Origin of the sequence: Bradyrhizobium cenepequi, from assembly GCF_020329485.1 — a bacterium.
Classification (GTDB): domain Bacteria; phylum Pseudomonadota; class Alphaproteobacteria; order Rhizobiales; family Xanthobacteraceae; genus Bradyrhizobium; species Bradyrhizobium cenepequi.
The window spans coordinates 97,590-120,921 of record NZ_JAGKJI010000001.1 but is presented as its reverse complement, the minus strand read 5'-3'; the positions used below and the strand labels follow the sequence as shown (position 1 = coordinate 120,921).

Genomic DNA, 23,332 nt, shown 5'->3' with positions numbered 1-23,332 from the left:
AAAGTTTACGGCGATTCGCGCTTGCGCGGTGTGCTGCAATTCACACTGTGAACAAGAAATCGTGGCCTTGCTGGCCGGGGCCGACAAGGAACTTCGCACCAGACCCGAAGGTTGTCGTGAGACACCATCGGGAGAAACGAATGTCAGAAAGTAAGCTCTCCATCCTGATCGCCGTAGCTCTCACACTCACACCAATTCAGGTTTTTGCCCAGGGTGTGGGCAGTCCACCGCCGCCTAAACCTGGAGACCCGGCTGCTGCTACAGGTGCCGTGGGCGGGAGCGCACCGCCACTCAAACCTGGAGCCCGGACCGGTTCATCCGGTAGCGTGGGCAGCCCAGCACCGCCCAAGCCTGGGGCCGCGCCTCCAAGCGGTAGCAAAGCAGGCGAAAACAGCCGCGATTGAGCCGACGATGCCGGCTCATCGAGGTAAAGGCAGGTGTCGCGATGGCCGCAGCCCGTTTCCGAAAACGAACCGCGGCAGTCAGCTACGCGAACCAAAAATCACTTGCGCTGAGGTTCTGAGCGCCCGTGATGGTAAGGTCATTGCTGGCATCAAAGTGAATCATGGTATTTCCACCGCTGACGTCGATACTCAAATCGTCAAAGTCGTGGATGTTGTTCGCGGCCAAGGCCGTGAGGTCGATCTTGTCTCGCCCCGCCTGGAAATCGGCCGTGTCGTGCCCGCTCTGGGCGGCAAAGACGAAGGTATCCGCGCCGCGGCCGCCGAGCATATTATCGTTCCCGATGCCGCCCGTGAGCGTGTCGTTGCCATCGCCCCCATCAAGGACATTGCCTGACCCACCAATGACCGTGAGTTGATCATTGCCTGCACCGCCACTGAGGAAGCTCGATCCGAGCGAACCTGGCGCAACGGTTGCCGTCAGGACATCGTTTCCAGCGCCGCCATCCAGACGGTTCTCGGCAATGGAGTTGTCCGTCACCGCAGGATTGGGAGTTGCCGAAAGAAACGCGGTGAGCTGGTCATCTCCGGCCCCACCATTCAGGACATTCGCCACATTGTAGAGGTCTCCCCCAGGACCAATTCCACCGTGCGCCACCGCGTCGAGATGTGCCGTGAGGCTATCGCTTCCACTGCCCCCCTCGAGTTGGTTGAGTGCGCGAACAAATCCGCCAAGCGCGGTGGAGTTCGCAATCAGGGTATCACTGCCTTTCCCGCCATCCAGGTAGTTCGTGACATCCGTAACGGCGTTCTCGCCATCGGTGGAATGCGTCGCCTCGAGGGTGTCGTTGCCGTCATCGCCCCATAGCTGGTTGATGCCAACCGGCGTGCTGGTATTGGAGTCCGTCAGGTTGAAGGCGTGCAATACGTCGTTGCCCCGGCCGCCGTGAAGCTCATTTGTCACCAAATCGGTGGAATTGGATCGCCCCTCAGCTGACGCATCCAAGACATCGTTGCCGCTACCACCGAAAAGCACGTTGCTGGCTGTGCCGCCGATCGCATGGAATTCCGTTTCGGCGTGAGCCGTGATGTGGTCATCGCCGCATCCGCCGTCGACGGTGTTCATGGCGATGCTGTTTCCGATAGCGTTACGGCCATCTGCAACGGCATGAATGGTATCGTCGCCGCTCCCGCCGATCACATCTGTTCTGACGGTTACGGTCCCGAAGACCGCAGACGCCACATTCGCCGTGGCGTTGATAGTGTCGTTTCCGCTGCCGCCATCGAGGAGCACATCTACGGTCTTCTCAGTACTCTGAGGCGCGCTCTCACCCTGAAGAGTCACGGTCGCATCAAGATGGTCGTTGCCTGCTCCGCCGAACTGAATGGCAAGTCCGTGCGAAGGCCCATCGCCCTGCGGGACAACAACCTCGGTTGTCAAAGCGTCGTCGCCGCGATCGCCGATCAATGCTGTCCGGTTGAATGCGCTACTCAAGCGATCATCGCCGGCAAGGCCGAGGACAATGTCGCCGTCAGCCTGTGCGCTGAGGACATCGTCGTGTCTGGTGCCAATGATTAAATTGTTGATGGGATCTATGAGGGAGAGCCAATCCAACGCCCGGGGATCTGCGAGAGACCCGTCAGTTCCCATCAATTGCTGTGCGGTTAGGGTTTTAACCTGATTGGTATTCGCCATGTTTTCCTCCTTGGTACGCCGATAACGATGTCGATCAAGGCCGAGCGACGAAAATCCGATTTCGCAAAGCGCGAAATAAACAAGAATTAAATTGTGGTATTACGCCCTGCCCGCGCGCGGATTGGGGCAGCGTCTTCAGCGCGCCATCGGCCTCTCGATTGCCGGCCTGCGTCGCGCTTGCCATTGCGGATTTCGTCGCCGACGAAGTGCAATCACCGCGAATTTTCCGCAGGCGAACGGGAAATTCTGCCAATCAGAATCCGCTTTCGCTTCGACCATTGGATCTGGCTCTTCTGAGTTGAGCATCCGAAATCTCTCTTGCAGAATGAAAAACAACGGACCGATTTAAATTAGCTGGCAATAAATAAATTAAATCAAAAGTTGCATGAAGTCTAATCACATTTAAATGCATGACGCGAGGGCAACCGGATGGCAGTGGATCCGGAACGATCACGACCGGAGCGGGCGATTCCTGCTTATCTCCTTACCTGCAGAGGACTTGGTTCCCCGCTTGCGTGCAACATGGAGCGTTACCGGCGAGCCGTGCCCGCTGCGGAGCGCGCCGGCCAACACCTCGACCAGCATCGGCACTTCGCCTGTGGTACAGGGCCTTCCTGCTGCGATTGCAGGAACTAGCCTCAGCGCGGACAACACCCGTGTGAGCATATCCGGCTCCGTGGCGACGATCAGCTTCGAGGGTAGCGACGATAGCATCACGCTGCAGCTCGGACCGTACAGCCCCGCAACCCTCGCCTTCGCGGACGGCACGTCACTCACCGTTGCCGCGGAGGGCCGGATCGCGCGGACGCCGTATTCGGCATCCGCCTGATTTCAATCGCCGGATGTCGCCATTGGGGCTAGCGGCATGCGTCATGCCGCGCGCTTTCGGCTGCTTCAGGCCGGACCTAGCACGCCGAACAGACTGACGACCCAGATAATCTGGAATGCCAATGCAAAGGCGACGAACGCAACGTGGTATCGCTGGGAAGCCGAAAGCAGCGCCCCTATTGTCCCGCCAATCAGGAGGCTCTGCCTTACCGGATAATACCAGCCATAGATTTGCTTGTAGTAGTTCGCTCCCTTCAGGAGCGTGTCGAGAATATCAACTGAAAACATGATCAAAAGGAGAACGTAGAATACCTTCCGGCGATTCCAGAAATACTCCTTCAGCCCGTCATGTTCGCCCATGTTGTCCGGAAAGACCATTGCGGCCAGCATGACGAACACCACGGCGTAGCAGATGATGAGAAAATAGCTCTCGAACGTCCACCGCTCGATCCTGGACAGCGCGAATTCGAACCACCAGAAGTGGATGATGGCGACGAACAGGAAGATGGCCCACCCAACATGGTGGAGGTTGATCCTTTCCTTGCCGGGGTGTTGAAGAAATCGAGTCACGCCGCTGACGAGCCGGGCAATGCTGATGCCCAGAATCATTCCGACGATGATGCGGATGTGGACGAAGATCTCATGGCTCTGATGCAGGTCATTGTGGCCATCCATTGGAATTGCACGACACCTCATTTCGTGACGAGACCGCCGTTGAACGGCCTGCCCGTCATCCACCACCAGCCGCCGGACACCAGGAAACGAATCCACGGTACGTCGTCTGGATATCGGCGAGACCGGCCTTGGTCAACTTCGGCTCTCGCGCGTGCAACTCGATCTTGCTTTCCAGGCTCTAGTTCTTGGCGCGCAGGATGCTGATCCGCGTTTCGTCGACGAAGCTCTTGGTGTCCTGGTCGGGCCGGCGGAACAGATTGCGCTCGACGACGAGTGAACGGCCGCTGATGGTCTTGGTGCAGCGCTCCTTGAGGTAGACGCCGCCCACTGGCTGGTCTCCCTGATCAGGCTGGCCCTCGGTGCAGGCCCAGCCGTCGGCGCCATAGCGCGACTTGGCCTGCAGCCCGAGCAGGAACGCCTTCTTGCGGATGTAGAGACGTGCCTTCGGATCGGTCTCGATCAGGAGGCCCGCCACATGCCCGCCATCGTCGATCAAGAGGGTCAGGAGTGCCGGATGGCCCGCCACCATCGTGCCGTCCCGGCTGGTCATGGGATCATATCCAAACCGGATCGCCCGCGCCCCGCTCGCGCCGGCGGGGCAATCGCGCCATTCCTTCCAGCCGGTCAAGGTGTGCCGCGGGTCCGTCGCACAGTAGAAATCGACATAGCCTGATTCTGCCAATTCGTTCACGGCCATGCCAAGGCGGATGTCGCGCAGGTCGTTGCCGGCGAATTCCTCCGCCCTCACCGGAGAGTTGGCGAGGGCGACGGCCTGCCAGGCGAGCAGGCCGGCAAGGATTCCACAAAGTCTCAGCCTGATCGTCACTGGCTCTTCCCCGTGCTCGTCGTCGCATCGTCCGGCTTCTGCGCCTGGGTCTTGTAGATGTCGCAAACGCGCGACGTGCTCGAGAAGAAGGCGACGCATTCCGCATAAGTCGGCTCGCCCGCGCCCTTGATATGCGCAAGCACATAGTCGGCGACCGCCTCGATATCCTTCTGCCGCAGCAACGTTCCGGCCTCGGGCGGCATGTGACTCCCCGCCTCCGCGCGATTCATGCCGTAGCACTTCACCTCATCATAAGCACCGCGCACGAAGAACGGCATGCCTGTGGTGGGCCGCCCGCAACTGACGGTCTCAATGATTTGCTCGCGAGTCAGCTGAGTCTTGCGCAGCGACAGCGCATCGCCGCCGTAGCCGCCGCCGCCATTGCCGTGCCACTTGTGGCACCCCATGCAATTGGCCTTGCTGAACACCGCCTTGCCGGCATTGGTCGGATCTGAGGCTGTCGCTTGCGCCGACTGACCGAACGCAACGGCTGGCATCGAAAGAATCAGGGCGACGACGCTCATCAGCAGTATGCGTGCGATCGCCGAGGATGCGTTGAAGATCATCATGACGTCTCTTGTTGAAGAAGTGGGAGGGCCCGGCATTGCCGGGCCCTCCGTGGTTAGAGGTCAGAGCGCGAACACGTAGAGCATCGATCCCGGCTGGATCTTCTTCAGCTCGGGCGTCGAATCGATGAACCACTTGTCCCAGGCGCCGCCGAGGCCGACGAGGATGGCGAGGTACTGCTTGCCATCGACCGTGAAGGTCATCGGTGGCGCGTTGACGCCGCCGCCGGTGTTGAACTCCCAGAGCTTCTGCAGCGACTTGGCATCAAGCGCCATCACTTCGCCGGAGGGCTGGCCGCTGAAGACGAGATCGGGAGTCGCCAGAATGCCGCCCAGATTCGGGAACGGCGTTTCCATCTTGCCGGCGATCTTGCCGGTGGTGACGTCGATCGCGGTGACGCTGCCGGTGATCTTGAACGGCTGGCTTGGGCCGCCGCCGGTCCAGAACTCACGCGGCTTCAGCTTGTCGGGAGTCATCACCTCGACCTTGATCCGGTTGCAGCTCTCGATGACCGGGATGTACCAGAGCTTCAGGTCCGGATTGTAGGCGGTCGGCGGCCAGTTCTTGCCGCCCATGTTGCCGGGGCAGATGTCGGTTTCCAGGTTGGTGCGGCTTGGCGTCACCGAGGCAATGTAAGTCTGCACAGGCTTGTTCGCGTCATACTCGATCGGCTTGCCGCTCTCCGGGTCGAGCCCCTTGGTCCATGTGACCTTCTTGACGAACGGAAGGCCCCAGATGAACTTGCCGGTGGTGCGATCGATCGCATAGGCGAAGCCGTTGCGATCGGCCTCGAGGGCGAGCTTGCGCGGTCCACTGGGTCCGGGGATATCGACCAGCACGTTCTCCGCCACGCTGTCATAATCGTAAGGGTCGTTCGGCGTGTGCTGATAGTGCCACTTGATCTTGCCGGTCGTGGCATCGAGGGCGAGCGAGCTGTCGGTATAGAGGTTGTCGCCCGGCCGATACTCGTTGTCCCAATCCGGTCCCGGATTGCCGACGCCCCAGATGATGGTGTCGGTTGCCGGATCGTAGCTGCCGGTCACCCAGGTCGAGCCGCCGCCGGAGGCAGCCGCGTTGTTGCTATCCTTCCAGGTGTCGCTGCCCGCTTCACCCTTGCCTGGAATCGTGTGTGTGCGCCAGAGTTCCTTCTGGGTCGTGAGATCGGTCGCGGCGATCCAGCCGCGGATGCCGTATTCCGCGCCGGCCACCCCGGTGATCGCCATGTTTTTGACGATCAGCGGCGCGCCGGTGATGACCTCGCCCTTGTCGGGATCGGCGACGGTGCGCTGCCAGGCGACCTGGCCGGTCTCCTTGTTGGTCGCGATCAGCCGGCCATCAAGCGTGTGGGAGATGACGAGATTGCCCCACAACGCGACGCCGCGGTTGTCGACGCCGCAGCAGGCGACAGCACCAGCCCAGTCACGGTCAGTCTTGGGATCCATCTTCCAAACCAGCTGGCCGCGGCCGCCATGCGCGTCGATCTTGTAGACTGAGCCCCATCCATCGGTGACGTAGAGGAAGCCGTTCTCGGCGATCGGCGTGCCTTCCAGGCCGCCATGGCTCCAGATGCCGCCGGGCTCGATGCCGCCGAGATGCATGGTCCAGGCGACCTTCAGGTTCTTCACGGTATCGCGGTTGATCTCCTTGAGGCTGGAGAACCGGTGCGCGGAGTAGTTCTGGTGATGATGAAGCCAGTTGCCCGGCTCCTTGTCGACGTTGAGCAGCCGTTCCTGGTTGACCTCGTCCGCGGCAAAGGCCGGCAGTGCAGCCAGCATCCCGCCAGTGGCGGCCGCTATGGCGAGCAGACGCGCTCGCCTGGTGATTGTTGCGTGACCTGATAATCGCTCCATGAGTAATGCCCTCCTTTGGCAAGTTCATGTTGGATCGGGCGTCCGGCACATCCGGACCGCTCAGTCGAGAAGCCTCATTCAGCGGGCTCACCTTGCCCGCTGTCGCGATCAGGGCGTTCGGGAAACCTCCACCTCCGTTTCTCTGGTTCCGGCCTTTTGGAAAACGACGGCGCAAGTGAATTTCTCGCCGTCGACAAGCTTCTGCCGCGTCTGCAGCAGCATCACGTGGTATCCATCGCGCTTGAGCTCGGTGGTCTTGTTCTGCGGAATCGGGATCGACTTGATCTCGCGCATCGCCGGCGCGCCTTCGCCGCGATCCACCGTATGCTTCTCGGAGAAGTTCGCGAACGGACAGCGGACGCGCAGGATCGCGTCGGCTTCGGTCGCATCGTTCCTGATCGTCATCAGAAGCGGGAGATTGATGCCGGTCTCATCTGATGCGGGCACGCGGGCGTTGGTCACCTGCAGCGCAACATCCGCTGCGGCGGCTTCAGGCGCCAGCCAGGTTCCGACGACAACCAGCCCAATCGCAAGCAGTCCCGCGCTGCGGGACGACGCAATCCGGCTGCCGCGATCGAGACCCGCGCCATCGCCTCCCGATGTCGCTATGGCGATCATCGGCTATGTCCCGGCGCGAGCGTGACCCTGCGAGTGCCCCGTCGGCCGCGCCTGACAGGTGATGGACGCCCAAACGAACTGCTCCGTCCGATTCATCGGCGCGTTCCTCCCAAGATCATTTTTGTTTTCTTAACGTGCGACGTTACGCTCGTTGCAAAAACAAATCATCCCAAAATATGGCGACGAGAGGACCGATGCCTGGAAAAGGATTCCAATGAATGATGCGGCTAATGCATTTCATTCCAACGATGCGCGCAGCGACAAGGCGTGGTCGCGCCTGCGCGAGAGCCAGATGTTCGTGAGTGATCAACCAGCCAAATGCAGACGCGCTGGTACATTAGATTCCAGCGGGCAGTGATGGCCTCGACGCGCGCCACGCGTGCCGATCAATCTTCGCTTCAATCACTCGAAGACTTGGTTGCGGCGCAACAGGCGTGACTGACAACAGCGTTATGATCCGAAAAAGTGTGCACGCGTTGATGCTCGCGATAAACGCGAAGCGTGTGCGCAACTAGCGCAACGACGCAGCTAGCCTCATTCCCCTTTGAGACCGGCATCGCGGATCAACAGGCCCCACTTGCGCGTCTCCTCGTCGATGAACGCGCCGAACTCCGCGGCCGTGCTGCCGCGAACTTCCAGCCCCTGGGCAAACAGCTTTTGCCTCACGACGGGATCGGCGAGGATGCGGACGATCTTGTCCTGCAGACGATCGACGATCGAGCGCGGCGTTGCAGCCGGCGCCATGAAGCCGTACCAGCCGGCGGCGATCACGTTGGGCAGGCCTTGCTCGCGCAAGGTGGCAGCTTCCGGATAGATCTGACTGCGGTCGGCTGAAGCCACGCCTAGCACGCGGAACTTGCCGCTTTGGATATAGGGCAAGGCGGTGCTGATCGCGGTCAACGTGGCATCGACGCGGCCTGCCAGCAATTCCGTGTAGGACATCGCATCGCCGCGGAAGGGAACGTTAAGGCCCTTCACGCCCGCGTCCCGAAACAACAGCTCGGCCGCCAGATGGGGTTGGGAGCCGGCGCCTGGAGAGGCGAAGGTCAGCCCGTTCGCTTGCGACTTGCCGTAGGCGATCAGCTCCTGCAGGTTCTTGAACGGCGCCTCCGCGCTGATGATCAGGAAGATCGGCGCAATCACCGCCATCGCCACGGGCTGCAGGTCTTTGCGTTCATAACCGAGTTTCCCGAACAGGGCCTCGGCCGTCGCATAGGGCGCCGCGGCGTAAAGGAAGGTGTAGCCATCCGGCGCGGCGCGCGCGACCGCCTCGTTGGCAAGCCGTGTGCCCGCGCCCGGCCTGTTCTCGACGATGCATTGCTGACCGAGTTGACGCTCGAGTTGCTCGGTCAGGATGCGCAGCGAAATGTCATTGGCGCCGCCGGCTCCGTACGGCGAGATGAAGCGCACAAGACGCGAAGGCCAGGCGCCTTGTGCGAACGCCCGCGAACCGCGGCCCGCAGCGAAGCAGGCGGCAAGGCTGCCCAGCAGTGTTCGGCGTGTGAGTCCCATGAATGCCTCCCTTTCCTTGTTGCACGTTCGCGCCGCGTTTCTTGTTGTCCTTCGGAACTGCGCCGGTGCATGGCCGGCCGTCAGATCACTCTCTCCTGGGTGAGCCGTTCGATCTCTTGCTCCGAAAGGCCGAGCCAATCCTGATAGATCTCGCGGTTGTCCTGGCCCACGTCGCCGGCGGAATGGCGCAACTGCGCTGGATCGACGGCGAAACGCGGAACGACATTCGCCATCGCCACCGAGCCGAAGTCGCGATCGGGAACACGGGCGATCATCTCGCGCGCATTGGCTTGCGGGTCCGCCGCGATCTGGTCGATCGAATAGATCGGTGCGATCGTGCCCTGCGCGGCGGTGAATGTCGCGAGCACCTCTTGAAGCGTATGTTCGGCGCACCACGCCGCGAAGATCTCGTTGAGCTCGCCTGCGTGCCTCACGCGCCGGTCGTTGCCGGAGAAGCGCGGGTCCTCGATCAGGTCAGGCCTTCCGATCGCCCGACAGTTCGCCGCATAGAGCGCATTGGTCGAGCCTGCAAGCGTGACCCAATGGCCGTCCTTGGTGCGGAACACCGCCGCCGGCGCAGAATAGCCGTTGGCATTGCCGATCCGACCGCGCACGGAACCAAGCTGATCGAACTCGATGGGAAGCACGTCCAGCAGCCGGAACACCGCTTCGGTCAATGCAAGATCGATCTCTTCGCCCGGAGCATCCGGATCCCGCGCCCTCTTCCACAGCGCCGCGAGCACGCCGACGGCGCCGAACAGTCCGCCGATCGAGTCCCCGATCGGATAGCCTGGATGCGTGGGCTCGCCGTCGGCGTCGCCCGTGATGTAGGTCAGCCCGCCCATCGCTTCGAAGATCCGGGCGAAGCCGGGCCTGCCGTTATAGGGGCCGTCCTGCCCGAAAGCGGTGGCGCGCAGAATGACCAGGCGAGGCTGGATCGACCACAGGACTTCCTTCGAGAGTCCCCAGCGATCCAGCGTTCCGGGGCGAAAATTCTCGATCAGCACGTCGAAGCGTGGCAGCATCTGCTTGAACAGCGCGAGCCCTTCCGGGGTGCGAAGATCCAGAGTCGCGAATTTCTTGTTGCGGTTCGCCGCCTTCCACCACAAGGGCTTGCCGTCCTTCAACGGCGGAAACGACCTGAGCCCATCGCCCTGCCCCGGCATCTCGATCTTCAGGACCTCGGCGCCATAGTCAGCCAGCAGGGTCGCCGCCAGCGGCGCGGCGATGATGGTGGCGATGTCGAGAACCTTCAATCCCTCGAGCGGTCCAGCCATCTCATGCTCCGCCGCTGAGGTTCGTTTCGGCCATGGCGGCCGTTTTCCGGATCATTTCGTGATCTTCTTCCTGGGCTGTTCGCGCGACTCGATGGTCGGCTCGGCCTCGTTGACGAGCGAGCGGATGCTGACGGCGAGAGCCTTGATGCGCGGGCCGATCTCGGCCTCGAGCTGCCCAGGCTGCAACCGGAACGCCGGGATTCCACAATTGATGGCAAAGGACTGCTTCAAGCGCCGCGCGTGAAACAGCGGCGCGGCGACCGCGTGGATTGACGGCATGTATTCGCCGTAGCAGGTGCAGAAGCCCTGATCTGCGCATTGCTGAATTCCGGCGCGGTAGTTGTCGCGATGCGTGGACCACGCGTCCGCGTTATCAGTCTTGATCTGCTTCTCGAGCAGCATGGCGTCGGCCGCCGGCAGCGTCGCAGCCGCAGCGCGCCCCATCGCCGTGCTGACAACGGGAATCGGCATGCCGATGTCGGGGACGTGCGGTCCGACGTCGCCTGATCTCGCGGACTCGACATAGACCATCGCCGTTCCGTCGAGCAGCCCGATCGAGACGGTGCCGCGTACGCTCTCCGCAAGTTCCTGCATCAACGGCCGCGCCACCTGGCGAAACGGCATGCTTGCCAGCAGCGGGTGGGCCATGCGCAGCGCCCGCGCGCCGAGGCAGTATTTCGCGAGCTCCTGGTCGTAGCGGAGATAGCCGAGTTCGGCGAGCGTATGAGTCAGTCTCGCAACCGTCGGCCTCGGAATCCCCGTGCGCGCCGAAAGCTCCATGTTGCCGAGCATGGTCGCCTGGGGATCGAAGGCCTCGAGCACCACCAGCCCCTTGGCCAGCGTCGTGGCGAAAGCGGCATCGCCGGCACTCTCGGCCAGCACTGCCTCCGCGGAGGGAGACGGAATGAACGTCGGTTTGCGGGTCACGGAAATGGTCATGCGGCTTTGCTAGAGCAGATCACGATTTTTGTCCATATATTGTGCATCATCCGCCTATCTTGTCCGCTATCCGGACGACAATCGCTAAGCTGTTGATTCCGCTACTTACAGCGGCGAAACAAACGATGGGAGTGCGTTGCGCTCCAACCAAGGCAGGAGTCACCTCAGGACAAATGATGGCCGGCCGCTTTCTCCTACTCGCAGCCTGGTGTGCGCTCCTCTGGTGCCTGCAGGTCGCCCCGGTGCTCTCGCGCGATGCCGCCGCTGAAGCGGACGATGCCGCCTGGACGGCGATCATTCCCGAGGCCTTCCCGCGCTATGTCTACACGTGGCGCATGAGTCCGGACGGAAGCTACCGCGAGGACGGCCGCGATGCCGCAAGCGGCAGGCCGATCCAGGCCACGCTTTCCGGACATTGGAGGCGCGACGGAGCGCGGATGATTCTGCGGCAGGAGGGCTACTCCTTTGTCTTCGACGGGGTGGTGGTCGGCAATACCTATGCGGGCACGCTGTACTTCAACGACCGCTCCTTTTCCCGCTTCTGCGCCGCCAGGGGCGAGACGCCGCCCGGGCGCTGTGGCAGCGAAGCCGGCGTCGCGATAATGCAAAGACGGGATTGATCGAGCGAACGTGCCACGATCATCGGAGCCTAAAGCGCGATGAGATAAGGATGAATCATCATCGCGCTTTAGGCTATTGTTTGAGCATGATCTTTTCGGAAGACCGGTTTCCACTTTTCCGGACCATGCTCTAGGTGTGCCGCGGACGATATCCGAATCAGACGAGGCGAAAGCGTGCAGCCTCGCCGGGGTCGCTCAAATGAAAAACCTCCGGCAGGGCATTGCCGGAGGTTTCGGAGGTTTAGCATTAAGATGGTTATGCCTCAGCGAGACCTAACGGGCCGGCCATGCTGCACCGACTTGACTTCTTACTACCTTAGAAAATTACCTGAGTAAATCATGTTTTTTCGACCATGCACTATGCTGGAGCAGCGGAGGTAGCGAATGGCGAATAGCGAGTCGCGAATAGGGAATGCCGGCCGGCATCGCGCACTCCCGTAACACCTCTCTGTTCTCTTTCGCCACTCGCCATTCGCCCAAAGAAAAATCCCCGGCAGTTGCCTGCCGGGGATTCTGGATTCGCTTCAGATCGAACGGATCAGAAGTTGCGCTGAGCGCGGATCTGCAAGCTGACCGTATCCTGGTCCTTGAACTCGTAGGTCGCGACCGGCTTCGGAGCGCCGCCGCCGAAGGTCGAGGTGCCCTGATACTTCTGGTCGAGGCGGAGCCAGATCGCTTCAGCCGAGAACGTCAGGTTCTTGACCGGAGTCCAGCGGGTGACGAGGCCGAGTTGCGAGACGTTGAAGCTCGGATCGCAGGTGTAGCTCACGCCAAGACCCGGATGGCTTGCAGCGAAGGCGGCGCAATAGGCACCCTTGGCAGTCGACAGGTCACCCACGGTGCCGTCGTAACGGACCGAGGAGTAGCTGCCGAACACGCTGGTCGACCAGTAGGGATCCCAGTTGTGGTTGAACGCACCGCGGATACCCCACGCCTTGGTGAGCTTCAGCGATCCGTCGCCGCCCGCGAAGCCCGGCAGCCAGACGGCGTCAGTGGTCACACCGAGGCCGATGCTCTGATAGGCTGCACTGCTGCCGCCGAAAATCGCAAAGTTCGGCGAAGTGCCCGAAGTCGAGATCACCTGCTTGGTGTCGCCGACGGCATAGGTCGCATCCAACTTGATGTCGTCGCCGGGACCGGTCGGGATGTTCTTGATCTGCAACGCAGCCATCACCGCACCGCCCCACTTGGTGTCGGGGTGACCGGACAGTTCCGAGCCGGCGATCGGCGCCGCACCTGGCAGACCGACGCCACCGGCAGGAGCCCCTGTCGTGTTCAGCACGTTGTAGGAGCCGCTGACTTCATGCGCCGCAGCCGAAATCTGGAACAGACCCCAGGCCTGATCGACGCGGATGTTGCCGACGATGTCGGGCGAATGCACGCCGGCATAGGCGTTGCCGGTGGTGCCGGCCGCTCCGATCGCGGTGGTGAGGTTGTAGACCGAGGTGCGGTTGAAGACGGTCGGATCATCGAGGCCGATGGTGCCCGACACGCCGTTGCCGAACTGCGCAGTGTACTGGATGTTGTTCACGCCGGTGACGGTGTCATGACCGCCGAGCAGGTTCGACGAGATGTTGCCCGGATAACCATGCCACGGCGTTGCGAAGGCCGAAGAGGATTTACCGAAGGTGAAGCCCGCGAACTGGATGAACACGTACTCGACCGCGACATAGCCGCCGCCGGGAGTGTCAAGCAGGTTGGAACCTGCAACCGGGAGCGAACCGTTGATCGAGTTCGGGCTGTAGGTGTTGTTACCCAGCGTCGAGAACTGGAAGTCGCCCTGAGCGAAGGTGCGGACGACGCCATATTCCGTCGCGGTGCGGGTATCGACCGTCAGCGCCATACGGGAGCGGGCGGCGAAGTAGTTCTGATAGCGGTTGCCCTGACCGGCGTCACCGCTCCAGGCCTGCGCGCCGTAGATGCCGCCGTTGAACGTGGCATCGACACGCAGATAACCACCGATCTTCATGCAGGTATCGGTACCCGGAATGTACCAGAAACCGGCGCCATAGAGCGAACAGACCTTCACGTACTCGACCGCTTTGGCCTTGACGGGAAGATCGGCCGCCTGCGCCCCGCCCATGGCGAGCAAAGCCGCCGCTGAGCCAAGGATAAGGCTCTTAGCCACCTTCATTGTTAACCTCCAAGTAAGTGCTGTGCACGAACCCCCGTGCAAAGCAGATGAGACTGCCATCGAAAAAACGTTGAGGATCAACGCATCTCTCAAGCCGGTGGACTTATGCGAACCCACCTGAGACGAGACGGTCGGGAGCCCCCCTCCGTCGGATGAAAGTTATGCATGCGATATTTAGATAATCAAATTAGTTTACTCACTCATATATTGATTGACGTTCCGATGTGTCATTTCTGCAACTGAGGCCTGGGCGGCGGCGAAGACGCATTTGGCGCCGTTTTCCGTGCAAATTGACGCACATAACGGAATACCGTGTTGCTTCCGCCCGACATCCGCTATGGAAACGGGCAAGGGAAGAGACGGTACCATGGATGAGTCCGCCACCAAGAATCAGGATGTCATTCGGCGATTCGCCTGGGAAATCGCTGCGATCAGCGTTCATCTTGAGGAGATTCGCTACTTCTGGGCCAAGAAGTTCGGAATCAGTGGGCCGCAATGGATGATGATCGTGGCGCTTGCCGACCTCGATCGGGGCGACGGCGTGCCCGTCAACGCCGTGTCAAAAATGCTGCATGTCGATCCGTCGTTCGTCACGACCCAATCGAAGCTTCTCGAGAAGAAGGGTTTCGTCCGCCGCAGGCCGGCAAAGGAAGACGCCCGCATCGTGAAGATGTCGCTGACCGACAAGACCTACAAGCAGCTCGCGGGCCTGACCTCGCAGCAGGAAAGCCTGAACGAGTTCATTTTCGCGGAGTTCAGCCCGCGCGAGCTGGATGATCTGACCAACAAGCTCGCCGTCCTCAAGAAGCGGCTGGAGAAGGCGCGCCTGAAGGTCGCCGCGGATTTCTAAGGCTTTTCCAGATCCTGCTTCAGGGACGACGCGACCTCTTCCTGGACCCTGTCACCGGACCTCCGCCGGCGCGCCTCGAGACTACGCCCCATTATATAAAGGCTGCGCTCCGATGCGGGATGCGATCCAATCGAAGATGAACTCGTTGGCGAGGGCTGGATTGTCGAAGCGTCCCTGGCCTGCTGCGGCCTCCGCGCCCTCAAAGATCTCGAGCGTAATGTCGCGGTCGCGCCGTCCCGCCCGCAACCGATCTGTCAGCTCGGCGATTCGGTCCGCTCTGAGCCCGCCGCGCTCGCTGGCGGCGACCAACAACGGACACCTGATGCTCCTCAGGATGCGATCAGCTTCCAACTCGGGACAGGGTTCGATGCCGAACGGCCTGTTCTCCGGATTGAGGAATGACCGCATATGCAGATCCCAAATGCCGCCGTCGCAAACGGCTGCAGCAAAGCGATGATCGAAGGCGATGCCGCGCGCGACAAAGGACGAACTCCAGCCGTCGGCAAGGATCGCGATCCGTCGCTCGTCGACGTCGTCCCTCCCCACGAGATAATCCATGATGGGCGCAATCGCCCGCTGCGGCTTGTGGCGGAGCGACACTTCTTCGAACGACAGGCCTGTGCCGTCGCCGAGGACGTCCACCGCAAGCAGCGCCATCCCGCGCTCGGAGGCGTGGCGCGCCAGCTTGAACAGAAACTCTTCCTTATGATGCCCGGGCTCGCCGATACAGATGACCACCGGCGCACGGTCGCCGCTCGGGCGGGCCGGCAAATAGTATCCCTGCAATGTGAACTCGTTCAGCCACGGTATCGAGACGACCTCGCCGCGGGGCTCGCGGCAGTTGAGATAGTTCACGGCGCATTCGCGCATCGATGCGATCGCTGACCGCCGCTTGTCCGGCGAAAGATCAAACGGATGGGCCGCGGCAAGATAATAATTGATGGCCCGAAGCCAGTTGCTCCTCGCGGTCGCCGGATGACCCTGTGCGGCCGCGGATGAAGCCCGCTCGCGATTTGCCTCCGCAGCGCCAATCCATTCCCGATGCCAGGAATCGTCGCCGGTGAAATCGATGCGGCTGGTCGTGAGCCAGCACTCCGAAAAAGTCGCGCCGCCTTCCTGGGCGGAAGCCAGTAACCGCATGAACTCGAGCGACAGATCCTCACGTTCAGGCCACCAGACCCACCCTTGCGGGTTCAGATCAGAGTTGCTCATGGCCGGAGCCACCCCCACCTGAAAGAGATGATCGCGAGGACCGCGATCTCCACAATCGACAATCGGAAACAGCAACGAGCGCGTCCCCCAAAATGCTTGAGCCAACTTCAACAGCCCAACGCGCGCATTACAAAAGGTTCATGCGCGCTGTTCTTCCCCAATTCGACCTATAGAGATGCGGGCTTTCTTTCGGCGCAAATCACATCGCTGTCAAAGCGAACGATGCATGGCGGGGTTGCGTAATGAGAAGGAGCAGAAAACGATTGCAATCGACGGTGCCCGCCAATTCATCACGTGACAGCGCGACGACTTGAGAAGTTGCGAACTGCACGAAGCGCGACGATGATAAGTTCGACTGCTGCGGCGCCTGCTGTCGTAGCGACATCGGGAGTTCAAACAGCACGACCGCGCGTCATGCTCAAACAAGAGATGAGATCACAATCCGATTTCGTCTCATCGGATCATGATCCAGTCGATCAATCGGTGACAAGTGTGCAGGACACGCAGGCAACCGCGGCCAGCGACATCTCATAGGCCGAGCCCTTCGTGGATCGATGGGTCATCAGCAGGCCGGCCGCAATCACCATGACCACCACATAAAACGCAAACATGGCGCCGATCCACTTCCAGTCGATTCGGCGAGCATCGGGTGTGAGGCTTTCAATCAGGCTGCGCATGATTTCCTCCTCATCAGGAATCGGCGAGCGGTATAACTTGCTTCCGCGGTGGGCCGTGTGACCTGGTTCACAAATCACCGAATGGTGCGCGCCAATGGATGGGGGAATCCGTGACCGGTCCAGAACTGAAAAAGCTCCGCGAGCATCTCGGCGAGGCCATCGGCCGGCCGCTCACAGCGGCCGACATGGTCAGGCTGTGCGGACTGAAAGAGCCTGACGGCGCCAACACCGTCCGCCGCTGGGAGGTGACGGGACCGAGCGCGCAAGCCGCCGATCTCCTGCGTGTGCTGGCGATGGCCAGCGAGCACTATCCGATCCTCGAGAAGTTCAACGTGTTCGACCGTTATGACGTCCCGGAGAAGGAGCGGCCGGCACGCAAGGCTCAATTCCGCGAGCAGATGCGCGAGGACATCCGGCGCAGGCTTGGTTGAGAAATGGCTTCCGCAAGGCTTTCGGAGCCAGCCGCAAATTAAGCCTTCCTTCACCCTTCCTTAAGCCGCCGTTAAGCACAAAAAACAATTACCGGCCAATAGGTTGGATTATCAACCGCGATCATTCCCCGCTGACATGATTTTATTCAAATGCGGTCTTTACTCGCGCCATGGGGGCGCTGCGCGCAGCGCCTCATTTGTGAATCTCCGGGGAATGAAATGAAGAAGATCCTGCTCGCAACCGTTGCCCTCATGGCGCTCGCCGCAGCCGCGCCGGCGTTTGGTGCCGATTTCGGCGCCCGCCCTTACTACAGCAAAGCGCCGCCGCCAGCTTACGCCGCGCCGATCTACAATTGGACCGGCTTCTATATCGGCGGCCACATCGGCGGCGCCTTCAGCGGCAGCGACAGCTTTGGCGGCTTCGCGCTCAGCGATGACAACACCCGCTTCCTTGGCGGCGTCCAGGTGGGCGGCGACTGGCAATTCCATCCGAACTTCCTGATCGGCGTCGAAGGCCAGTACTCCTGGCTCGGGGGCGACCAGGTCAACGCGGCGTTCCCTGGCGGCTTCGTCTACAATAACGACCAGCGCGGGATCGGCTCGATCACCGGCCGCGTCGGCTGGACCTGGGGTCCGGGCCTGGTCTACGTGAAGGGTGGCTACGCCTATTCCGACAACAACGAGACGCTGAGGTTCGGCGGCGTCCCGGTCGGGTTCGCGCTGAGTGACAGCCATCGCAATGGCTATACCGTTGGCGGGGGCATCGAATACATGTTCGCGCCCAACTGGTCGGCCAAGGCCGAGTATCAATATTACGATTTCGGCGACAGCCGCTTCATCGCACCAGTCCTGTTCGGCAGCTTCCATAATGACGAGCACACCGTGAAGGCCGGCATCAACTACCGCTTCAATTTCGGCGGCTTCGGCGGCCCAGTGGCCACAGGCTACTGATCGCGCGGCCTAGAGCGTTTTCGGTTCTGATTGAATCAGAGCCGAAGCTCTAGCTTCTTGTTTTGACGCGTTTTCTTCACGCGAACCGGTACCCACTTCGCTCGAAAACGCTCTAAGAGATCTGAAAAGGCCGGCATCCCGCCGGCCTTTTTGATTCTGGATAGGTTGTAGAGGCGAGATTTATGCAAGCACCGCGCGATCAATTCCGACGTGCGGAACAAAGCTGCTTCAACGCCGCCATGCGCGGCAAAAATTGCAGCGCTCAGCATTCAAGTTCCCGATTTTGTTAACCCGCCATCGCGATACTGCCGCGCGAGGATTTCGGGCTCAAGGACAGTGACTGCGGGGGGCAGGTAGATGGCGTTACGATTCCGCTTCGGTAAATTGAAACTTAAGGGCATCCGTCGTCCGCGATGGGGCGTCAGAGGCAGCCTGTTCGCGGCGTTCGCTGTCATCGCCGGCATGGCGATCGTGATCAGCGCGGGCGCCGCCATGGTATTCGAACAGCTCGGCAAGACCATGAGCGACCTCTCCGGCCGCGACATCCCGCGGCTTGCCGCGAGCCTGCAGTTGTCGGCGCAGAGCGCGAGCCTGGCGAGCCAGGGTCCGGCGCTGCTTGCCTCACGCACCGACGAGGCGCTGAACGAGCGCTCCGCGAAGATGAAGGAAACGCAGAAGCAGGCGCTGCAGAAGCTCGACGAGATCATCAAGCTCGGCGCTGACAAGACAATTGGGAACGCGCTCACCGAGACCGTCAAGAACATCGATGACGTGATCCAGAGCCTCGGCTCCGCCGCGCGCGAGCGGCTGGAGACGGCGGCGCTGCACGACAAGCAGTATGAAACGCTGCGCAAGGCGCAGACCGAGTTCGTCGCCGCCTCGGCACCGGCGATGATGGACGCGCAGAGCCAGCTCCACGCCATCCTCGGCGCCGCGGAGCCGTCGTCCGACGACGCGAGCAGCGCCGCCCGTGTCGTCGAGCAGCTCGGCAATGTGATCGCGAGCGGCAACCTGATGGCCTCCAACATGGCCGCCGCGCTGTCGGCGATCAACAGCGACACGCTGGAAGCGATCGAGAAGGATTTCAAGCAGGTGCTCTCGCAGACGAAATCCAATCTGGAGATGCTGCCGAAGAATCCCGGCACCAAGGCGCTGGCCGATGCCGCCGCAACGCTGCAGGCGCTCGGCCAGGGCAAGACCGGCGTGTTCAAGGTCCGCCAGAAGGAATTGGACGCCACCGACTTCGGCGAGACCATCCTGGAAGAGACGCGCAAGCTCAACGTCGGCCTCGGCATCAGCGTGCAGCAGCTCGTCGATGGCGTGCGGAAGGCGACCGACACCTCCGCCAGCCAGGCTCAACGCGAGATTTCATTTGCGACCACGGTGATGCTCGCGCTCGGCATCGCCACCCTGGTCGGCTCGATCCTGTTCGTGTGGCTCTATGTCGGCCGCAGCATTCTCAAGCGGCTCAAGGGCCTGCAGGACTCGATGCAGCGACTTTCGGCCGGCGATCTCGACACCGAGATCGATCAGAGCCGCCAGGACGACGAGATCGCCGCAATGGCGAACGCGCTGACGGTGTTCCGCGAAAGCATGATCGAGGGCCGCGCGCTCTCGGCCGAACAGGACAAGGACCGTATCGCCAAGGCGGAGCGCGCTTCGCGCATGGAGGCCCGCATCGTCGAATTCGAATCCACCGTCCGCAGCGCGCTCGACAGCCTGCAGAACTCGGCGAACTCGATGCAGTCGACGGCGCAGGGCATGTCGGCGACCGCCGACCAGTCCAGCGCGCTGGCGAACACGGTCGCTTCCGCCGCGGAGGAGACCTCGGTGAACGTGCAGACGGTGTCCGCAGGCACCGAGGAGCTCTCGTCCTCGATCGCCGAGATCGGACGCCAGGTCGTGACCTCAGCCGAGATCGCGCGCAAGGCGGTGGAGGAAGCCGGCCAGACCGACACCACCATGCAGGGTCTCGCCGAGAACGCAGGGCGTATCAGCGTGGTGGTCGACCTGATCCAGACCATCGCCTCGCAGACCAACCTGCTCGCGCTCAACGCCACCATCGAGGCCGCGCGTGCCGGCGAAGCCGGCCGCGGCTTTGCCGTCGTCGCCTCCGAGGTAAAGAGCCTCGCCAACCAGACTGCGAAAGCGACCGACGAGATCCGCCAGCAGATCGTCAGCATGCAGGAGGTGACGACGACGGCGGTCTCCGCGATCCGCAACATCAGCAACACGATCGGCGAGATCAACGACGTCACCACCGCGATCGCTGCCGCGGTCGAGGAACAGGGCGCGGCGACGCGCGAGATCGCCCGCAACATCCAGCACGCGGCCGGCGGCACCAGCGAGGTCTCCAGCAATATCGTCGGCGTCAGCAGTGCCTCGGCGGAAGCCGGCACCGCAGCCGGCGACGTGCTGAGCGCCTCCAACGAATTGCGCCGTGAGGCCGAGGTGCTGCGCGCCGAAATCGACGCGTTCCTGTCGAACATCCGCGCGGCGTAAGAGGGAACAACGTAGCCCGGATTGCGCTTCGTTCCATCCGGGCTACGGATATTCCTGCCCAATATCCGGGACCGGCGTCTGCTTTTTTGAGCTAGCGCCGGGCGGCAGGTACCGCTAAGCGGGTAGGCGATGCATTCAAAAACGGACAGCGTGCAGTCCTCGGCGGAGGCACTGCGATACCCCTTCGAAAATCACCCCGGCCCCGAACAGGTCGTGGAAGTGATGCCGGGCGTGCTCTGGGTGCGGCTGAAACTGCCGTTCCGTCTCAACCATGTGAACGTCTATCTGCTGGCCGACGGTGATGGCTGGACCATGATCGATTCCGGGTTCGGCAACGAAGAATCGATCGAGGCCTGGACCGCGCTGTTCGAAGGCCCGCTCAAGGGCGTGAAGATCACCCGCCTGATCGTGACCCATTCGCATCCCGACCATGTCGGGCTTGCGGGCTGGATCATCGAGCGGTTCGGCTGCGCACTTCACATGTCGCAGGTCGAGTACCTGCAGTCGGTCTATCACCAGAACCGCGGCACCGAGGAACGGCTGAAGGCACAGCGGCTGTTCTTCCGCCGTCACGGCATGGACGAGGACCTCACCGACAAGCTGCTCGGCCGCGGCCAGGACTATCTGAAGCGGGTCTCGGTGCTGCCGCCGTCCTACCGCCGCCTCACGCATGGCGACGAGGTCGTAATCGGCGCGCGGCGCTTCAAGGTCATCACCGGCGGCGGGCATGCGCTCGACCAGGTGATGCTCTATTGCGCCGCCGATAAGCTGTTCCTCTCCGCCGACCAGGTGCTGAGCAAGATTTCGCCCAATGTCAGCGTCTGGGCCGTCGAGCCGGAACAGAACTCGCTCGGCGAATATCTGGCCTCGCTGGCGAGCCTCACCACCACGCTGCCCTATGACGCGCTGGTGCTGCCCGGCCACGGCGTGCCGTTCTACGGCCTCAAGACGCGGATCAAGCAGCTCGCCGACCATCACGAGGAACGCTGCCGGCTGATCGCCGAAGCCTGCCGGGAGACCGCGAAAACCTCCAAGGAGCTGGTGCCGGTCGTGTTCCACAAGCACGTGCTGGATGCGCACCAGATGGGATTTGCCGCCGGCGAACTGATCGCCCACGTCAACTACATGCTGGTCGAGGGCCGGCTGACGGCCGAGGAGGTCGGGGGCGTGCTGCGGTTCCGCACCACCTGACGCCACGCACGGGCCCGGTGATCCGGACAATTACGGACGTGCGATTGCGCAACGCTGCAAGTTCGGCACGGATTCCGCGCGACCGGTTTAGGTCGTTGATCCACATCAACATTTGCTGCGCTTCCATGGACAATCTGTCCAATGTCTTGCGCATGCTCAAACGTGGGATAGCGCATAGACATTAGAGATTGAAAAGCTCTAAAAAAGAGGTGGCCACCCCGGCCGGGTCCTGCTCCAGGTTTGCCCATGGATTACAGCCAGTTTTTCAGCGCCGCCCTCAACCGTCTCCATGACGAGCGGCGCTATCGCGTGTTCGCCGACCTCGAGCGGATCGCGGGCCGCTTCCCGCACGCGATCTGGCACTCGCCGAAGGGCCAGCGCAATGTCGTGATCTGGTGCTCCAACGACTATCTCGGCATGGGCCAGCACCCCAAGGTCGTCGGCGCCATGGTCGAGACTGCGACCCGCGTCGGCACCGGCGCCGGCGGCACCCGCAATATCGCCGGCACCCATCATCCCCTGGTGCAGTTGGAGGCTGAACTCGCTGACCTCCACGGCAAGGACGCCGCGCTCTTGTTCACGTCGGGCTATGTCTCGAACCAGACTGGCATCGCGACGATCGCAAAGCTGATCCCGAACTGCCTGATCCTGTCGGACGCGCTGAACCACAATTCGATGATCGAAGGCATCCGCCAGGGCGGCTGCGAGCGGAAGATCTTCCGCCACAGCGACCTTGCGCATCTGGAAGAACTGCTGCGCGAGGCCGGCCCCGACCGGCCGAAGCTGATCGCCTGCGAGAGCCTCTACTCGATGGACGGCGATGTGGCGCCGCTGGCGCAGATCTGCGATCTCGCCGAGCGCTATGGCGCCATGACCTATGTCGATGAGGTCCATGCGGTCGGCATGTACGGGCCGCGCGGCGGCGGTATCGCCGAGCGCGACGGCGTCATGCACCGTATCGACGTGCTCGAAGGCACGCTGGCGAAGGCGTTCGGCTGCCTCGGCGGCTATATCGCCGGCAGGGCCGAGATCATCGATGCCGTGCGTTCCTATGCGCCGGGCTTCATCTTCACGACCGCGCTGCCGCCCGCGATCTGCTCGGCCGCGACCGCTGCGATCCGCCACCTGAAGACCTCGAACTGGGAGCGCGAGCGCCACCAGGACCGCGCTGCCCGCCTCAAGGCGATCCTGAACGCGGCCGGCCTGCCCGTGATGTCGAGCGACACCCATATCGTGCCGCTGTTCGTCGGCGACCCCGAAAAATGCAAACGCGCGACCGACATCCTGCTCGAGGAGCACGGCATCTATATCCAGCCGATCAACTATCCGACCGTCCCGAAGGGCGCCGAGCGGCTGCGGATCACGCCCTCCCCCTACCACGACGACGGCCTGATGGACGGCCTCGCCGAGGCCCTGCTGCAGGTCTGGGAGCGACTTGGCTTGCCCCTCCGCAAGCAGCCGATGGCGGCGGAATAACCCTAACGACGCTAGATCAGCGATTGGAACGGCGGCGCACGGTGCGCTGCCCGTCCGATACGGCTATACTCCCCTACCACGGCCCTCTTTGAGGCCGGG

General features: G+C 62.1%; 23 protein-coding genes. 9 read left to right on the top strand and 14 right to left on the bottom strand.

Translation table 11 applies throughout. The features are described from left to right. Positions 1-486: 486 nt before the first annotated feature. Positions 487-2,097, bottom strand: a complete 1,611-nt coding sequence (locus J6497_RS00600) for a calcium-binding protein (protein ID WP_225702286.1) — start codon at positions 2,095-2,097, stop codon at positions 487-489. Between the two features lie 511 nt (positions 2,098-2,608). Here J6497_RS00600 and J6497_RS00595 point away from each other — a divergent pair. Next, the gene (locus J6497_RS00595; protein ID WP_225702285.1) at positions 2,609-2,926 is read left to right on the top strand and encodes a hypothetical protein; all 318 of its coding nucleotides are present in this window, start codon (positions 2,609-2,611) and stop codon (positions 2,924-2,926) included. Between the two features lie 65 nt (positions 2,927-2,991). Here J6497_RS00595 and J6497_RS00590 read toward each other — a convergent pair whose 3' ends face one another. The 5 genes from J6497_RS00590 to J6497_RS00570 form a co-directional block, all read right to left on the bottom strand. After that, positions 2,992-3,696, bottom strand: a complete 705-nt coding sequence (locus tag J6497_RS00590) for a hypothetical protein (RefSeq protein ID WP_225702284.1) — start codon at positions 3,694-3,696, stop codon at positions 2,992-2,994. A gap of 82 nt (positions 3,697-3,778) precedes the next feature. Further along, the gene (locus J6497_RS00585; RefSeq protein WP_312010191.1) at positions 3,779-4,426 is read right to left on the bottom strand and encodes a hypothetical protein; all 648 of its coding nucleotides are present in this window, start codon (positions 4,424-4,426) and stop codon (positions 3,779-3,781) included. Beyond that, positions 4,423-4,923, bottom strand: a complete 501-nt coding sequence (locus J6497_RS00580) for a c-type cytochrome (protein ID WP_376708155.1) — start codon at positions 4,921-4,923, stop codon at positions 4,423-4,425. The genes J6497_RS00585 and J6497_RS00580 overlap by 4 nt, the downstream gene beginning before the upstream one ends. Positions 4,924-5,055: 132 nt before the next feature. Next, a complete protein-coding gene (locus J6497_RS00575) occupies positions 5,056-6,843 on the bottom strand; it encodes a PQQ-dependent dehydrogenase, methanol/ethanol family (RefSeq protein ID WP_225702282.1) in 1,788 nt (595 codons plus the stop codon). Between the two features lie 108 nt (positions 6,844-6,951). Then, on the bottom strand, positions 6,952-7,461 hold the full coding sequence (locus J6497_RS00570) for a copper chaperone PCu(A)C (RefSeq protein ID WP_225702281.1): 510 nt from the start codon (positions 7,459-7,461) through the stop codon (positions 6,952-6,954). A gap of 151 nt (positions 7,462-7,612) precedes the next feature. Between J6497_RS00570 and J6497_RS00565 the strand changes: the two genes are divergently transcribed. After that, positions 7,613-7,819: a hypothetical protein gene (locus J6497_RS00565; RefSeq protein ID WP_225702280.1), complete on the top strand. Its 207-nt coding sequence runs from the start codon at positions 7,613-7,615 to the stop codon at positions 7,817-7,819. A 176-nt stretch (positions 7,820-7,995) separates the two neighbouring features. Here J6497_RS00565 and J6497_RS00560 read toward each other — a convergent pair whose 3' ends face one another. From J6497_RS00560 to J6497_RS00550, 3 genes are all read right to left on the bottom strand, one after another. After that, a complete protein-coding gene (locus tag J6497_RS00560) occupies positions 7,996-8,973 on the bottom strand; it encodes a Bug family tripartite tricarboxylate transporter substrate binding protein (protein ID WP_225702279.1) in 978 nt (325 codons plus the stop codon). An 80-nt stretch (positions 8,974-9,053) separates the two neighbouring features. After that, on the bottom strand, positions 9,054-10,250 hold the full coding sequence (locus J6497_RS00555) for a CaiB/BaiF CoA transferase family protein (protein ID WP_225702278.1): 1,197 nt from the start codon (positions 10,248-10,250) through the stop codon (positions 9,054-9,056). Between the two features lie 51 nt (positions 10,251-10,301). After that, on the bottom strand, positions 10,302-11,189 hold the full coding sequence (locus J6497_RS00550) for an IclR family transcriptional regulator (protein WP_225702277.1): 888 nt from the start codon (positions 11,187-11,189) through the stop codon (positions 10,302-10,304). Between the two features lie 176 nt (positions 11,190-11,365). Between J6497_RS00550 and J6497_RS00545 the strand changes: the two genes are divergently transcribed. Beyond that, complete coding sequence (locus J6497_RS00545) at positions 11,366-11,809, top strand: hypothetical protein (RefSeq protein WP_225702276.1); 444 nt, start codon at positions 11,366-11,368, stop codon at positions 11,807-11,809. Positions 11,810-12,347: 538 nt separating this feature from the next. On the opposite strand, the gene J6497_RS00540 is transcribed toward J6497_RS00545, so the two are convergent. Further along, entirely contained in the window at positions 12,348-13,943 is a 1,596-nt protein-coding gene (locus J6497_RS00540; protein ID WP_225702275.1) for a porin, read from the bottom strand. A 367-nt stretch (positions 13,944-14,310) separates the two neighbouring features. Here J6497_RS00540 and J6497_RS00535 point away from each other — a divergent pair, with 367 nt between their 5' ends. Beyond that, complete coding sequence (locus J6497_RS00535) at positions 14,311-14,793, top strand: MarR family winged helix-turn-helix transcriptional regulator (RefSeq protein ID WP_225702274.1); 483 nt, start codon at positions 14,311-14,313, stop codon at positions 14,791-14,793. Positions 14,794-14,874: 81 nt separating this feature from the next. Here J6497_RS00535 and J6497_RS00530 read toward each other — a convergent pair whose 3' ends face one another. The 3 genes from J6497_RS00530 to J6497_RS00520 all read right to left on the bottom strand — a co-directional run bounded on the left by J6497_RS00530 (position 14,875) and on the right by J6497_RS00520 (position 16,682). Next, the gene (locus J6497_RS00530; protein WP_225702273.1) at positions 14,875-16,005 is read right to left on the bottom strand and encodes an alpha/beta hydrolase family protein; all 1,131 of its coding nucleotides are present in this window, start codon (positions 16,003-16,005) and stop codon (positions 14,875-14,877) included. Positions 16,006-16,204: 199 nt separating this feature from the next. Further along, a complete protein-coding gene (locus tag J6497_RS00525; protein ID WP_225702272.1) occupies positions 16,205-16,408 on the bottom strand; it encodes a hypothetical protein in 204 nt (67 codons plus the stop codon). A 73-nt stretch (positions 16,409-16,481) separates the two neighbouring features. Then, positions 16,482-16,682, bottom strand: a complete 201-nt coding sequence (locus J6497_RS00520; protein ID WP_225702271.1) for a hypothetical protein — start codon at positions 16,680-16,682, stop codon at positions 16,482-16,484. Positions 16,683-16,792: 110 nt separating this feature from the next. Between J6497_RS00520 and J6497_RS00515 the strand changes: the two genes are divergently transcribed. Next, positions 16,793-17,113 carry a hypothetical protein gene (locus J6497_RS00515; RefSeq protein ID WP_225702270.1) on the top strand — a complete coding sequence of 107 codons (321 nt, stop codon included), beginning with the start codon at positions 16,793-16,795 and terminating at the stop codon, positions 17,111-17,113. 219 nt (positions 17,114-17,332) lie between these two features. After that, the gene (locus J6497_RS00510; protein WP_225702269.1) at positions 17,333-18,064 is read left to right on the top strand and encodes an outer membrane protein; all 732 of its coding nucleotides are present in this window, start codon (positions 17,333-17,335) and stop codon (positions 18,062-18,064) included. A 35-nt stretch (positions 18,065-18,099) separates the two neighbouring features. Here J6497_RS00510 and J6497_RS00505 read toward each other — a convergent pair whose 3' ends face one another. Further along, entirely contained in the window at positions 18,100-18,333 is a 234-nt protein-coding gene (locus J6497_RS00505) for a hypothetical protein (protein ID WP_225702268.1), read from the bottom strand. 88 nt (positions 18,334-18,421) lie between these two features. Between J6497_RS00505 and J6497_RS00500 the strand changes: the two genes are divergently transcribed. The 3 genes from J6497_RS00500 (at position 18,422) to hemA (ending at position 23,233) form a co-directional block, all read left to right on the top strand. After that, complete coding sequence (locus tag J6497_RS00500) at positions 18,422-20,566, top strand: methyl-accepting chemotaxis protein (RefSeq protein WP_225702267.1); 2,145 nt, start codon at positions 18,422-18,424, stop codon at positions 20,564-20,566. A 129-nt stretch (positions 20,567-20,695) separates the two neighbouring features. Further along, positions 20,696-21,757: an MBL fold metallo-hydrolase gene (locus tag J6497_RS00495; protein WP_225702266.1), complete on the top strand. Its 1,062-nt coding sequence runs from the start codon at positions 20,696-20,698 to the stop codon at positions 21,755-21,757. Between the two features lie 246 nt (positions 21,758-22,003). Then, positions 22,004-23,233, top strand: a complete 1,230-nt coding sequence (hemA, locus tag J6497_RS00490; RefSeq protein ID WP_225702265.1) for a 5-aminolevulinate synthase — start codon at positions 22,004-22,006, stop codon at positions 23,231-23,233. The last annotated feature ends 99 nt before the right edge of the window (positions 23,234-23,332 follow it).

Coding starts and splice junctions, on each gene's coding strand:
- J6497_RS00550 (WP_225702277.1), bottom strand. CDS start 11,189: ATGACCATTTCCGTGACCCGCAAACCGACGTTCATTCCGTCTCCCTCC.
- J6497_RS00575 (WP_225702282.1), bottom strand. CDS start 6,843: ATGGAGCGATTATCAGGTCACGCAACAATCACCAGGCGAGCGCGTCTG.
- J6497_RS00510 (WP_225702269.1), top strand. CDS start 17,333: ATGAAGAAGATCCTGCTCGCAACCGTTGCCCTCATGGCGCTCGCCGCA.
- J6497_RS00600 (WP_225702286.1), bottom strand. CDS start 2,097: ATGGCGAATACCAATCAGGTTAAAACCCTAACCGCACAGCAATTGATG.
- J6497_RS00555 (WP_225702278.1), bottom strand. CDS start 10,250: ATGGCTGGACCGCTCGAGGGATTGAAGGTTCTCGACATCGCCACCATC.
- J6497_RS00540 (WP_225702275.1), bottom strand. CDS start 13,943: ATGAAGGTGGCTAAGAGCCTTATCCTTGGCTCAGCGGCGGCTTTGCTC.
- J6497_RS00495 (WP_225702266.1), top strand. CDS start 20,696: ATGCATTCAAAAACGGACAGCGTGCAGTCCTCGGCGGAGGCACTGCGA.
- J6497_RS00520 (WP_225702271.1), bottom strand. CDS start 16,682: ATGCGCAGCCTGATTGAAAGCCTCACACCCGATGCTCGCCGAATCGAC.
- J6497_RS00530 (WP_225702273.1), bottom strand. CDS start 16,005: ATGAGCAACTCTGATCTGAACCCGCAAGGGTGGGTCTGGTGGCCTGAA.
- hemA (WP_225702265.1), top strand. CDS start 22,004: ATGGATTACAGCCAGTTTTTCAGCGCCGCCCTCAACCGTCTCCATGAC.
- J6497_RS00505 (WP_225702268.1), bottom strand. CDS start 18,333: ATGCTGAGCGCTGCAATTTTTGCCGCGCATGGCGGCGTTGAAGCAGCT.
- J6497_RS00545 (WP_225702276.1), top strand. CDS start 11,366: ATGGCCGGCCGCTTTCTCCTACTCGCAGCCTGGTGTGCGCTCCTCTGG.
- J6497_RS00580 (WP_376708155.1), bottom strand. CDS start 4,923: ATGCCAGCCGTTGCGTTCGGTCAGTCGGCGCAAGCGACAGCCTCAGAT.
- J6497_RS00560 (WP_225702279.1), bottom strand. CDS start 8,973: ATGGGACTCACACGCCGAACACTGCTGGGCAGCCTTGCCGCCTGCTTC.
- J6497_RS00500 (WP_225702267.1), top strand. CDS start 18,422: ATGGCGTTACGATTCCGCTTCGGTAAATTGAAACTTAAGGGCATCCGT.
- J6497_RS00570 (WP_225702281.1), bottom strand. CDS start 7,461: ATGATCGCCATAGCGACATCGGGAGGCGATGGCGCGGGTCTCGATCGC.
- J6497_RS00535 (WP_225702274.1), top strand. CDS start 14,311: ATGGATGAGTCCGCCACCAAGAATCAGGATGTCATTCGGCGATTCGCC.